The organism is Glutamicibacter protophormiae (assembly GCF_016894325.1).
In the GTDB taxonomy this organism is placed as follows: domain Bacteria; phylum Actinomycetota; class Actinomycetes; order Actinomycetales; family Micrococcaceae; genus Glutamicibacter; species Glutamicibacter protophormiae.
Genome location: NZ_CP069806.1, coordinates 2637066 through 2649757 on the forward strand (window position 1 = coordinate 2637066; position 12692 = coordinate 2649757).

12 protein-coding genes are annotated in these 12692 nt (G+C 63.5%); 7 read left to right on the plus strand and 5 right to left on the minus strand.

Annotation, left to right across the window (positions count from 1 at the left end; all coding sequences use genetic code 11):
* Positions 1 to 163 precede the first annotated feature (163 nt).
* On the plus strand, positions 164 to 652 hold the full coding sequence (locus tag JQN66_RS12340) for a YajQ family cyclic di-GMP-binding protein (RefSeq protein WP_188948968.1): 489 nt from the start codon (positions 164 to 166) through the stop codon (positions 650 to 652).
* Positions 653 to 738: 86 nt separating this feature from the next.
* On the opposite strand, the gene htpX is transcribed toward JQN66_RS12340, so the two are convergent.
* On the minus strand, positions 739 to 1617 hold the full coding sequence (gene htpX / locus JQN66_RS12345; RefSeq protein WP_188948969.1) for a zinc metalloprotease HtpX: 879 nt from the start codon (positions 1615 to 1617) through the stop codon (positions 739 to 741).
* 255 nt (positions 1618 to 1872) lie between these two features.
* On the opposite strand from htpX, the gene rarD reads away from it, so the two are divergent.
* On the plus strand, positions 1873 to 2811 hold the full coding sequence (rarD, locus tag JQN66_RS12350; RefSeq protein ID WP_204675271.1) for an EamA family transporter RarD: 939 nt from the start codon (positions 1873 to 1875) through the stop codon (positions 2809 to 2811).
* A 294-nt stretch (positions 2812 to 3105) separates the two neighbouring features.
* Here rarD and gabT read toward each other — a convergent pair whose 3' ends face one another.
* The 3 genes from gabT to JQN66_RS12365 form a co-directional block, all read right to left on the minus strand.
* Positions 3106 to 4449 (minus strand): 4-aminobutyrate--2-oxoglutarate transaminase, encoded by a 1344-nt coding sequence (gene gabT, locus JQN66_RS12355; RefSeq protein ID WP_204675273.1) that lies wholly within the window; start codon positions 4447 to 4449, stop codon positions 3106 to 3108.
* A 198-nt stretch (positions 4450 to 4647) separates the two neighbouring features.
* Positions 4648 to 4785, minus strand: coding sequence for a methionine/alanine import family NSS transporter small subunit (locus JQN66_RS12360; protein ID WP_204675275.1), 138 nt, complete (start codon positions 4783 to 4785; stop codon positions 4648 to 4650).
* Between the two features lie 2 nt (positions 4786 to 4787).
* The gene (locus JQN66_RS12365) at positions 4788 to 6395 is read right to left on the minus strand and encodes a sodium-dependent transporter (protein WP_204675277.1); all 1608 of its coding nucleotides are present in this window, start codon (positions 6393 to 6395) and stop codon (positions 4788 to 4790) included.
* Positions 6396 to 6511: 116 nt separating this feature from the next.
* Here JQN66_RS12365 and JQN66_RS12370 point away from each other — a divergent pair, with 116 nt between their 5' ends.
* Genes JQN66_RS12370 through JQN66_RS12380 form a run of 3 tightly spaced genes read left to right on the plus strand, consistent with a single transcriptional unit; the run spans position 6512 to position 8881 of the window.
* On the plus strand, positions 6512 to 7915 hold the full coding sequence (locus JQN66_RS12370; RefSeq protein ID WP_204675279.1) for a PucR family transcriptional regulator: 1404 nt from the start codon (positions 6512 to 6514) through the stop codon (positions 7913 to 7915).
* A gap of 19 nt (positions 7916 to 7934) precedes the next feature.
* Positions 7935 to 8369 carry a hypothetical protein gene (locus JQN66_RS12375; RefSeq protein WP_188948975.1) on the plus strand — a complete coding sequence of 145 codons (435 nt, stop codon included), beginning with the start codon at positions 7935 to 7937 and terminating at the stop codon, positions 8367 to 8369.
* The gene (locus JQN66_RS12380) at positions 8369 to 8881 is read left to right on the plus strand and encodes an HIT family protein (protein WP_188948976.1); all 513 of its coding nucleotides are present in this window, start codon (positions 8369 to 8371) and stop codon (positions 8879 to 8881) included. Before JQN66_RS12375 ends, JQN66_RS12380 begins: the two co-directional genes overlap by 1 nt.
* 81 nt (positions 8882 to 8962) lie before the next feature.
* Here JQN66_RS12380 and JQN66_RS12385 read toward each other — a convergent pair whose 3' ends face one another.
* The gene (locus JQN66_RS12385) at positions 8963 to 10060 is read right to left on the minus strand and encodes a polyprenyl synthetase family protein (RefSeq protein WP_204675281.1); all 1098 of its coding nucleotides are present in this window, start codon (positions 10058 to 10060) and stop codon (positions 8963 to 8965) included.
* A 306-nt stretch (positions 10061 to 10366) separates the two neighbouring features.
* On the opposite strand from JQN66_RS12385, the gene JQN66_RS12390 reads away from it, so the two are divergent.
* A complete protein-coding gene (locus JQN66_RS12390) occupies positions 10367 to 11704 on the plus strand; it encodes an isochorismate synthase (protein WP_188948820.1) in 1338 nt (445 codons plus the stop codon).
* Between the two features lie 169 nt (positions 11705 to 11873).
* Entirely contained in the window at positions 11874 to 12677 is an 804-nt protein-coding gene (locus JQN66_RS12395; RefSeq protein ID WP_204675283.1) for an ABC transporter substrate-binding protein, read from the plus strand.
* Positions 12678 to 12692 lie beyond the last annotated feature (15 nt).

Genomic DNA, 12692 nt, shown 5'->3' on the forward strand with positions numbered 1-12692 from the left:
ACATTTGTTCTTGTCGGAACGAGAAATAACTCTACAGGAGATTTTCGATGATGTGAAATCGAGAGGGGCCTTTTTGCTGTAACCCTGATCACAGCCGGTTTTCGGGGTCTAAAACCGGTAGTCTTGGACTCGAATCTGAACCGTTACATCTAGGAGTATTCACATGGCTAGCGATTCCAGTTTTGACGTTGTCAGCAAGGTGGACAGCCAGGAAGTAGCCAACGCGCTGCACCAGGCCCAGAAGGAAATCCAGCAGCGCTACGACTTCAAGGGCGTAGGCGCCGAGATCGATTTCAGTGGCGAGAAGATCCTCATGAAGGCCTCGTCGGAAGAGCGCGTGAAGGCCGTTCTGGACGTCTTCCAGTCCAAGCTGGTCAAGCGCAACATCTCGCTGAAGTCCCTGGACGCAGGCGAGCCTTTCGCCTCGGGCAAGGAATACCGCATCGAAGCGGGCATCAAGGAGGGCATCGCCCAGGATGTCGCCAAGAAGATCAACAAGCTGATCCGCGACGAGGGGCCGAAGGGCGTCAAGTCCATCATCCAGGGCGACGAGCTGCGCGTCTCGTCCAAGTCCCGCGATGACCTGCAGAGCATCATTGCGCTGCTGAAGGACTTCGAGGAAGCCGACCTCCAGTTCATCAACTACCGCTAGGCGTTCACCGCTGCGGTACGACATAGGCGAGGAGCCCCTGCCGGGGCTCCTCGCCTATTTCTGTCTTCCGGGCGCGTTGCCGGAGCCTAGTACTGCCGGCCGCCTGCCATGGCCTCAAGGCGTGCAATGCGTTGGTCCATCGGCGGGTGGGTGGAGAACATCTGCTTCATCTTGGAACCGAACGGGTTGGCGATCATCAGGTGCGAGCTGTTGACCAGCTTCTGGTCCTGCGCGCCCAGCGGGGCGGCGCTGATCCCTGATTCCAGCCGACGCAGTGCGCTGGCTAGGGCCAGCGGGTCGCCGGTCAGCTTGGCGCCGTCCTCGTCCGCGTCGAACTCGCGGGTGCGGCTGACCGCCATCTGGATGATGGACGCGGCAATCGGAGCCAGCAGCGACAGGGCGATCAGCGCGATCGGGTTGACGTTGCGGTTCTCGTTGTTGTTTCCGCCGCCGAAGAACAGCAGGAACTGCGCCAGCGAGGTGATCACGCCGGCGATGGCAGCCGCCACCGAGGAGGTGAGGATGTCGCGGTTGTAGACGTGCATCAGCTCGTGTCCCAGCACGCCGCGCAGCTCGCGCTCATTGAGCAGCTGCATAATGCCCTCGGTGCAGCACACCGCGGCATTCTCCGGGTTGCGTCCGGTCGCGAAGGCGTTCGGCGAAGCGGTCGGCGAGACGTACAGGCGCGGCATCGGCTGCTGGGCGTTCATCGACAGCTCGCGCACGATCCTGTACATCTGCGGCTGCTGCTCTTCGGTCACCGGGTAGGCGCGCATCGAACGCAGCGCGATCTTGTCGCTGTTCCAGTAGCCGTAGGCCGTAGTGGCCACGCCGATCAAGGCGAAAATCCAGATGAAGCTGGCGTTGCCGGTTCCATTGGCAATCAGCGAGCCAATCGCCAGGAGCAACGCAAACATGCCGCCGAGCAAAAGGGCTGTCTTGAATCCGTTGTTGTGTCCATGCACGATGGCGTACTCCCCTAAAGATGAATCCGTACTAAGTCTTCCTAGTCTAGTCAACGTACGGATACGCCGCACCGTTCCGCCAGCCGGCGAATACTTGCGCGCCGGACCGGTGATCTTTGCAACATTGCCGGTTCGCCTGCGCAGGCGGGAATACGGAGCGCGAGGTGATGTTATACGGTGTGACTTGTATCTACTTCCCATGGGGAGTTCTCCGGGCTCCACGCAGCCCACTTCGTTCGAAGGCCATCGCACCGCATGACACCAAACACCGTGAAACCCATCCGTTCGCAGCACAGCTACGGCCTGATCCAGGGAACGAGCGCCTACCTCATCTGGGGCCTGCTTCCGGTGTACTTCCTCATGCTCCCGCAGATTTCCGCCTTTGAATTCGTTGCGGTCCGGGTGCTCTTCTCGTTGATCTTCTGCGTCCTGCTTCTGTTGGCGACCCGGCAGATGCGCCAGTTCGCGGCCATGTTCAAGGAAGGCAAAACCATGTGGCAGCTGGCCCTGGCCAGCTTCCTGATCGCGGCGAACTGGGTCCTGTACGCGGTGGCGGTGCTGACAGGACACGTGCTGGAAGCATCGCTGGGCTACTTCATCAACCCGATCGTGGCGATCCTGCTCGGAGTGCTTGTGCTCAAGGAGCGTCTACGACCCCTCCAATGGGTGGCCGTGGGCTTCGCCTCCGCCGCGGTGCTCGTGCTGACCATCGGCTTGGGCCGCGTCCCGTGGATATCTCTGGGACTGGCGTTCTCCTTTGGCTTCTACGGTCTCGTGAAGAACCAGGTGGGCCAGAGCGGCACCGCGCTGGGGACGCTGACGATGGAAACCCTGTGGCTGACGCCCCTAGCCGTCGTGTTCATCGGCTGGCTGGCCCTCGCCGACTCCTCGGCCCTGTTCCAGGCGGATTCCGGCACGCTGCTGCTGCTGGCGGCCAGCGGCATCATCACCGCGGTTCCGCTGCTGCTCTTCGGAGGGGCGGCGCGGCGGCTGCCGCTGAGCACCGTCGGCTCGTTGCAGTTCCTGGCGCCGTTGATCCAGTTCGTCCTGGGGCTGCTGGTCTTCGGCGAGCAGATGCCTGCCGAACGCTGGGTCGGCTTCGGACTGGTCTGGGTCGCGGTCATCATCGTGCTGGTCGACATGCTCCGGGCTCCCAAGGCCGGCAGCATGCCGGAGCCCAAGAAGCTCATCTAGCCCCGCGCCCCAGCCGGGCCAGACCCGCAGCACCTGCAACGGATCGTCCCCGGTGCTGCGGGTTTTCCTTTGCAACCTCTAGCTGGCCCCTTCAGCGGACCGCACCCGTTCCGCAGGGCCGTTGCGCATCCGCACGAGGCTCGGCGCTCTGCCGGGCCCAGGGCTTCCCGCTGGAGGATGCGCGGGCCGCAGGGAGCACCCAAGATCCCGCCTTCCGGTTAATGCACGGCATCCCCGCACAGCGTGAGCCGTGCGGGGATGCCGCTTGGGGTGGGTTTATCCGTTTGCTGCCGCTTAGGCGGCGTGCTTGCGGATGGCTGCTTCCAGCACGTCGAACGCGTCGGTCAGCAGTTCGTCGCCGATGACCAGTGGCGGCAACAGGCGAACAACGTTGCCGTAGGTGCCGCAGGTCAGGATCAGGACACCCTGGGCCAGGCACTCGTCGGCGATGGCCTTGGTCAGGGCGGCGTCAGGCTGCTTGCCGCCGGCCTTGACGAATTCCAGCGCAATCATGGCGCCGCGGCCGCGGACCTCGCCCAGTGCGGGAACGTCCTTCTGCAGCGCGGTGAAGCGGGCGAAGAACTGCTCTTCAATCTCGCGGGCGCGGCCCGGCAGGTCCTGGTCTTCCATGAACTTGATGGATTCCAGCGCAGCGGCCACGGCGACGGGGTTGCCGCCGTAGGTGCCGCCCAGGCCGCCGCCGTGCACTGCGTCGATCAGCTCGGCGCGGCCCACGATGCCCGACAGCGGCATGCCGCCGGCGATGCCCTTGGCCACGGTGATGATGTCCGGCTCGATTTCCTCGATGTCCGAAGCGAACCAGGCGCCCGAGCGGGCAAAGCCGGCCTGGACTTCATCGGCAACGAAAACGATGCCGTTTTCCTTGGCCCATTCGGCGATGCGCGGCAGGAAGCCGGCGGCGGGAACAATGAAGCCGCCTTCGCCCTGGATCGGCTCGATGATGATCGCGGCGATCTGGTCGCCGCCGATCTGCTTCTCCATGGCCAGGATGGCGCGCTCTGCGGCTTCCTTGCCCGAGATGTTCGGGTTCTCTTCGCGGTATGGGTAGCTCATCGGCATGCGGTAGATTTCCGGTGCCAGCGGGCCGAAGCCGCGCTTGTACGGAGCAGCCTTGGCGGTCAGTCCCATGGTCAGGTTGGTGCGGCCGTGGTAGGCGTGGTCGAAGGCGACAACAGCCTGGCGGCCGGTGGCCACGCGAGCCACCTTGATGGCGTTCTCCACTGCTTCGGAACCGGAGTTGAAGAACGCGGCGCGCTTTTCGAAGGTGCCGGGGGTGATCGCGGCCAGCTTCTCAGCCAGTGCAATGTAGCCCTCGTACGGGGCAACCATGAAGCAGGTGTGGGTGAAGCGCTGCGCCTGCTCGGCAACGGCCTTGGCCACTGCCGGGTTCGACGCGCCAACGGTGGTCACGGCGATGCCTGAGCCGAGGTCGATCAGCTGGTTGCCGTCGACATCGACAATGATGCCGCCGTCAACGTCTGCAGCGTACACCGGAAGGGTCGAGGCGACGCCTGCTGCCACCGCGTTGGCGCGGCGGGCGGCCAGCTCCTGCGACTTGGGGCCTGGGAATGGGCCTTCGAGCTTGCGCTTCTGTTCAATGCGGTAGGTAACGTCCACCAGCTTTTCCTCTCACTATGGCTCCTGCATTCGCCGGGGAATGCAAAGTTCTAGTAGCAGAATATGTTGGCGCGAATCGTTGCACTACCGGATTCAGCACAAGTGGGCACCGGCTTGGTAGTGCAAGTGCACAGACGCGGCGCGGCCCCCGTTCCGCGAAGGGAACGGGGGCCGCGCCGGTGGTGCCGTGGTTCGAGGCTACAGCGTGTGTGCCGGCTCGATCACGTCGTCATCGGTTTTCTCCGGGTGACGCGACAGGTGGATCAGGGAAACGGCCAGGCCGCCCCAGATGGTGAGCATTGAAACGATCATGAAAACAATGGCAATCGTACTCATTTTTAGTACTCCTTTCCTGCAGGTTCCGGAATTTCCTCGGCCTCGACGTTCTTCTTGTGCTGGTGGAATTCCGGATCATTGAGCTTGGATTTCTTGCTCCACGGAATCAACGACAGGATGACTGCGCCGACGATCAGCGCACCGGCCATGCCCCAGCCGAAGACGCCGTTGAACCATGCCGGATAGCCGGAGTACTGCTCGGCTATCTTGGTCTGGATCTCGTTGATGAGCATGTAGCCCAGGGCCGCCGGGCCGACACCGCCGACCAGGACCTTCCAGCCGGTGCCCACCTTGATGGAACTGTGGCGGTTCAGGTGCTTGGCCAGCTTCGGCAGCATGCCCAGGCCGGCGCCGAGGACGATCACGATGACCAGGGCGCAGGCGAGGATGCCGAACTGGTTGACGAACGCGTCCATGGTGTCCAGCAGGAACAAGCCAGTGGTGGTCGGGAACAGCGCCAGCGAAATCAGCGCGACCGGGATGGTCACGATCAGGGTTGCCGGAGCACGACGCCAGCCCAGCTTGTCCTGGAACGCCGCCACGATCACTTCGAGGATCGAGATCAGCGAGGTCAAGCCAGCGAAGACCAGCGACCCGAAGAACAGCACGCCGATCACCGAGCCCAACGGCGCCTGCGACACGATGGTCGGGAAGGCGATGAACGCCAGGCCGATGCCGCTGACGGCGACCTCGTCCACGCTGGAGTTCGCGTTGTAGGCCATGAAGCCCAGTGCGGCGAACACGCCGATGCCGGCCAGCAGCTCGAAGCTCGAGTTGGCGAAGGCCACCACGTAGCCCGAACCGGTCAGGTCGCTCTTGCGCTTCATGTAGGAGGAGTAGGTGACCATGATGCCGAAGGCCACGGACAGCGAGAAGAAGATGTGTCCGAAGGCCGCGGCCCAGACGCTCGGGTCCTTCAACGCTTCGAAGTTCGGGGTGAAGAAGGCGTTCAGGCCGTCGATGGCGCCGGGCAGGAAGACCGACTGGACCACGAGGATCAGGAACATGACGATCAGCAGCGGCATGAAGATTGCGTTGGCGCGGGAGATGCCCTTGTTCACACCGGCAACCATGATCACGATGGCGATCAGCCAGACGGCGAACATCGGGATCAGCACCGGGCCGACAAAGTCGAAGCCGACGGTGACCTCATCCTGGACCTTCAGGAAGTCGTTCATGAAGAATCCGCCGGCGCCGTCGGGGTTCTTGTCCCAGGCCTTGGTGATGGAGAACCAGCAGTACATGGCGGCCCACGCGATGATGGCCGCGTAGTAGATGGCGATGATGAAGCAGATCAGCACCTGCCACCAGCCGAGCACTTCGGCCTTGCGGTTCGCGCGGCGGTAGGACAGCGGCGCCGAACCGCGGTAGCGGTGTCCGACGGCGTAGTCCAGGAACAGCAGCGGGATACCGGCGCACAGGATGGCGACCAGATAAGGGATGAGGAATGCACCGCCGCCATTTTCGTAGGCGACGTAGGGGAAACGCCAAATGTTTCCCAGACCAACGGCCGAACCGATCGCGGAGAGAATGAAGAGTTTGCGCGAGGAGAATGTCTCACGCTTGTCTGATGCGAGCGGAGCGCCCTGATTAGATGATTGAGAGCTCATGTCACTAAGCTAGCGCAAAAATTTCGCAATGTGGTCACTTTTCGGCATCTTTCGCGCAGGTTTTTGAGCATTTTGCGCAAATCGTTGCAGGAGCGGTCGCACCATAGAATGAACCTATGGCAATTAGTTTACGCGGACTGCTGGAACATGACGAGCTCGGGTTGAAGGCTTTAACTGATCCTACACATGCCCTTGAGACCGCGATCACCTGGGGCGCGGTGACGGAGCTGTTGGACCCTTCCAAGTTCCTCACCGGCCGGGAGATCGTGCTGACCACCGGGGTCCGCCAGAAGTCGGTGCCGGCGCAGATCGACTTCGTCCGCACTCTGGCTGCAAACGATGTGGTGGCATTGGGATTCGGCATTGGCCTTGAGCACGAAAGCGTGCCCGAACCGGTCCTGGAAACCGCCCGCGAGGTTGGCCTTCCGGTGATCGAGGTGCCCTACAAAACTCCTTTCGCCGCCATCTCCCGCCTGATTGCCGAAGCCCTGAACGCCGACCACGTCAAGCGTGTCGAGAATCTGCTGCGCGCCCACCAGAAGCTGGCCCAGTCATTGCTCTCCTCGGACCTGGACCGCATGCTCGCCGAACTGTCGAAGATGCTGCACACGGACGTCGCGCTGAGCCTGCATGGGGAGATAATCAGCGGCGACTTCGAACCGGAGCGCTCCTGGCATGAACTGCCCGTGGCCACCGGGCTGCGCGACCGCTGCACGCTGCACATCGCAGAGCCCTACACCCACGACCCGATTGTCGAATACGCGCAATCGCTGATCGGCTTGGAATTGACCAATAAGTCGCGGTTGCGCGCTTCCCAACGGCTGGCCAACGGGCAGGTGCTGGCGGACCTCGCCTCCGGCGTGCTTTCCGGCTCGGACGCCGCGGTGCGCCTGGGCGCGCTGGGCCTGGAATCCCAGCGGGAGCACTCGGTGGTGCTGGTGCAGGCCAGCGGCCAGTCCGAGCGGCTGCAGACCCTGCCCCTGCCTGCGGATCTCGCCTCACAGGTCACCGCCATCGTCGAGGACCGTCTGGTGGTCATCGTGGCCTATAGGCAGGTGCAGCTGTCCATCGACCGGCTGGACGCGTATCTGGCCACGGCGGGAATCCCGGCCAAGGTCGGCTACGGAGGACGCTACTCGAACACCACCGGCATCCGGTGGAGCTATTTCGAGGCGTTGGAATCCCTGCGCCACGGCGAACGGGTGAACGTCCCCACCAAACTCTCGCTGACCTCGCTGCTGCTGGCGGCCCGCGACGTGCCGCTGCAGGATCTTGCAGCGGAGGCGCTGGGCCCCATCCAGGATTTCGACTCGTCACATGACTCGGGGCTGATGCGCACCCTGCGCGAGTATCTGAACCGCGACGGCTCGGTCGGAGCGGTGGCCGAATCGCTGGGACTGCACCGCAATACCGTGCGCTACCGCATGCAGCAGATCGCTGAACTGTCCGGCTACGACCCGAACGTGACCAGCGACAGGGTCCAGTTGTGGATTGCGCTCAGTGCACTTGAGCTGCGCTAGTTCTGGATAGGATTGAACCATGGCTGACATGTTTCTAGAGAAGTTCCGTTCCCTCGTCCCGAAATACCTTGAGGACCAGTGGAACGAAGCCGATGGCCTGACCGCCGGGGAATTAGCTGACGGCTTGGCGGAGTCCAAGGTCCAGATCCCCTTTGTCCTGGAAGAGTTTTATCTCGCCCTGGGCAACAATGACGATTTCATGGAGGCCTACCACTACTTCTTCGATCCCGAAGAACTCGAAATCGACGACGGCTACCTGTTGTTCCTCGAAGACGAGGAGGAGAAGTTCGTTTGGGGTTTCAAGCAGTCCCAGCTGGAGGTCCCGGATCCCATTGTCTACCGCCGGAGCAATGCCAAGGGCAACTGGGTCAGCGAGGAAGGCACCTTCAGCGAGTTCACCTTGGACATGTTCGCCTGGGTCTTCGAGGAATTAGCCGCCGAGCTGGAGGACTAGTGCTCTACCGTTCCCACGAACCGCTGGGCTACCAGTGTCCCTTCTGCGAGCTGGTCAACGACCTGCCCTTCAGCGAGGACAACCTGTGTGCACCCACGGACCTGATCTACCAGACCGACCAGGTCGCCGCGATCATGGCCTGCGACGGTTTCGGGAACTTCGGCGGGCATGTCATGATCATCCCGACCGCCCATCTGGAATCCCTGTACGACCTTGATGAGCAGATCGGCGCAGCGATCATGCGCGAGACCCGCCGCGTCGCTTTGGCGATGAAGCTGGCGTGGAAGCCCGATGGCACCAGCACCCGCCAGCACAACGAGCCGGCCGGGAACCAGCATGTCTGGCACTACCACCAGCATGTCTTCCCGAGGTATTGGGACGACGAGCTCTACCGCCAGCTGCGCCACCGCGTCCCCGTCGAGGACCGCGCGGCCAAGGCCCAGCAGCTGCGCGCGGCGCTCTTCAGCGACGAGCACCCGCAGCGGCTCTACGCGTCCGACGTACAGCGCTGAGGACCCGGGCCTAGACCAAGAAAGTCCTGCACTTCCCTTCCGGGAAGTGCAGGACTTCGTTCGTTGGCTAGTTGTCCGGGCCTAGGCTTCGCGGGTCACCACGGCGTCGGCGAAGGAGATCAGCGCGCTCTTCACGGTGCCTTCCGGCAGCGGTGCGAGCACCTCGATCGCGTCATCGGCCCAGCGGCGCGCCACATTCCAGGCGTCCTGGATCGATCGGTGGCCGGCGACGGCTTCCACGGCCTTGGCCAGCGCTTCGTCGCTGGTCAGGTCCGAGTCCACCAGTTCGACGGCGGCCTGGGCCTCGGCGTCGCCGTTCTCGGCGGCCTGGCGCAGCAGCAGCACCGGCAGGGTCGGCACGCCTTCACGCAGGTCGGTGCCCGGGGTCTTGCCCGAGTCGGCTTCCTTGGAGGCGATGTCGATGACGTCGTCGGCGACCTGGAAGGCCACGCCGACCTTTTCACCGTACTCGCGCAGCACCTCGATGAATTCCGGGATGCCGCCGAAACGGGCGCCGAAGGCGCCGGAGGTCGCCAGCAGGGAAGCGGTCTTGTCGCTGATCACCTGGATGTGGTGGGCGATGGCGTCGTCGCCCTCGCGCGGGCCGATCGATTCGTGCAGCTGGCCCAGGCACAGGCGTTCGAAGGTCCGGGACTGCCAGTTGACGGCTTCCGGTCCCAAGTCGGCGCCGAACACCGAGGCGCGGGCGAAGATCAGGTCTCCGGCCAGGATGGCCACCGAGTTGCCCCAGACCTCGTGCGCGGTGGGAGCACCGCGGCGCATCGGCGCGGAGTCCATCACGTCATCGTGGTAGAGGGTTGCCAGGTGGGTCAGCTCGACCACGGCGGCGGCCTTGATCACCTCGTCGGTGACGCCGTCTCCCAGCAGGGAGGTCAGCAGCACCAGCAGCGGGCGAACGCGCTTGCCGCCGGCTTCCACCAGGTGCCGGCTGGAGGCATCAATCAACGGATCGGAGTTGGCCAGCGCATCGCGCAGCAGTTTCTCCACCTTGGCCATGCCCATGGAAATGGCAGGTCCGAATTCGGGATCCTCGGCGATTAATGCGAAGCCCGAGGGAAGATTGATGGCCGCAGCAAGCACTGCGGTTTCAGGATTCAGCTCAATCGAGTCGGACACCTCGTGTCCGGCTGCGGTCCAGTTGCTCTTGGAATCAGTCACTGTTTTACGGCTTACTTATCTTTCATCGGGTTGGTCATCGCATTGAACGAGGACTGCTTGCCCGCGCTGGTGGCGCACAAACATCACTTCACTCTATCCGATGCGTTCCACTGAACGCTCGCAGGCCGGCGCTTGCCGTGTTTTATGGCATGGCACTGGGCCGCGAAACTGGTCAACACCGAGTTTACCGGGTCGCGCGCGATGGCGCGGCTCAACCCGCTGAAAGTCACAGCGGCGGCGGGCGTGGTGACAGCGGACACCACCTCCAGTCCCCGGTGGTCATTGCGCGGTAGGCTTAGCCCTATCATGTCTGCAGATTCGTCCGTTCTCGGCGCCAGCGGCCTTCACGCGTCGGCGCCTGCGTTAACCAGCATCACCTTCGAGTACGAAGGTGCCTCCGAGCATCTCATTTCCGATTCCCTGCGCCACGGCAGCATGGTCTGGACGCGGCGCGGACGCGGACTGGTGGGTTTCGGAACCGCCGCGCGGTTGACGACCCGCGGCGAGCAGCGTTTCATCGACGCGCGCACCTGGTTCGCCCAGCTTCTCTCCCAGGCCCAGATCACCGATCCGATCAACCGGCCCGGCAGCGGCCTGATCGCCTTCGGCTCCTTCGCCTTCTCCTTCACCAGCGCCTTCGATTCGCGACTGGTGATCCCGCAGATCGTGCTGGGACAAGATGACGAGAAATCGTGGATCACGGTGACCGGCAGCGCCGAACAGCTGGCAGGCCTCACCCTGGACTCGGCGCTGGAACGCGCGCGGGCGGCCATGGACGAGGCGGCTCTGGCCCCGACCAGCCAGGGCGACATCGAATTGACCAGCGGCCAGCTGACCGCCGGAGCCTACCTGGACGCGGTGCGCCAGGCCCTGGGCACCTTCAGCGAATCCGGCATCTCCAAGCTGGTGCTGGCCCGCGACATCCTGGCCCGCAGCACCATGCCGATTGATTTGTCCCATGTCGTCAACGCGTTGACCGAACGCTACGGCAACTGCTGGACCTACTCGGTGGACGGGCTGGTGGGCGCCACTCCCGAAATGCTGGTGCGTGTCACCAACGGGCTGGCCGAAGCCCGCGTGCTGGCCGGCACCTTGGACCGTGCCACCGAAGGCGCCGACGCGCCGGACTTCGCCAAGCTCCGGCTCTTCGACGATCCCAAGCAGCGCCACGAGCACCAGCTGGCCATCGACTCGCTGACCGAAGCGCTGAACCCGATCTCCCACGGCATGAAGTCCCCCGACGAGCCGTTCATCCTGCAGCTGCCCAACGTCTGGCACCTGGCCAGCGATGTGCGCGCCGAACTGCGCCCGGACGAGCGCGGGGCGCTCCCCTCCGCCCTGGACATTGCGGAGATCTTCCACCCGACCGCCGCCGTGTGCGGCACTCCCACCAAGCAGGCCGGCGCGGTGCTGCGACAGCTGGAAGGGCTGGACCGCGGACCGTATGCCGGTCCGGTGGGCTGGGTGGACTCCCGCGGCGACGGGGAATTCGGCATCGCCCTGCGTGGCGGCATCCTGGAGGACGCGAACCTCATGCGCCTCTACGCCGGGTGCGGAATCGTTCCCGGCTCGGTGCCCGAGGACGAATTAGCCGAGTCCTGGGCGAAGATGCGCCCAATGCGCCAGGCGCTAGGTGCGGAGTAGCGTTGCCGCTCGTCCCATGGCAGGTCAGGTAATGGTCGGAATTTGAGCACAAGTTTTACTTACGCTCACCGACACGTGTGTGAGGTGAATCTCATCCTCGTTGTAGCGTGGTTATGATTGTGCGTACGCAATGATCCACTCGCATTACCCGAAAGTAGGTTTAGATCCTATGCGTCTGACCAAAAAACGTTTTGCCACCACCCTGGCAGCAACTTCCGTAGCTCTCCTGGCATTGACCGCCTGCGGCTCCGACAGCGGTTCAGCCGAACCTTCGGCAGACGCCGCGGGCGGCCCCAGCTTCCTCACCGCAGGCAAGCTGACCGTCTGCTCCGACATCCCCTACGTTCCTTTCGAGTTCAAGGAAAAGGACAGCGACAAGATCGTCGGCTTCGACATGGATATCGCCGCCGAGATCGCCAAGGATGCCAAGGCCGAGCTGAATGTCATCGACGCTAGCTTCGACTCCATCGAATCAGGCCTGTTCAAGTCCCAGTGCGATATCGCCATCTCCTCGCTGTCCATCACCGAGGCCCGCGCCAAGAAGATGAACTTCTCCACTCCTTACCTGGATGACGACCTGGTGCTGGTCGCCAAGAACGGTTCGGGCATCACCGACCTGGAGACCTCCAAGGACAAGAAGGTCGGCGTCCAGCAGGCCACCACCGGCGAGAAGTACGCCAAGGAACAGGGCCTGACCCAGGTTGTGGGCTACGAGGATGCAGGCCTCCAGACCCAGGCACTGCTGGCCGGACAGGTCTCCGGGCTGCTGGGCAACCAGTCTGTGATGCGCTACTCCATCAAGGACCACAAGGATTTCGCAGTGGTTGCCGAGTTCAAGACCGGCGAGCAGCTGGGCATCGGCGTGCCGCTGGAGAAGGACGCTACCCTGACCCTAGTCGACGGCACCCTGAAGCGCCTGGCTGACTCGGGCGAGATGGACATGCTGAAGGCAAAGTGGTTCGGCGAGCAGTAAGCCCGCGACGCTAAT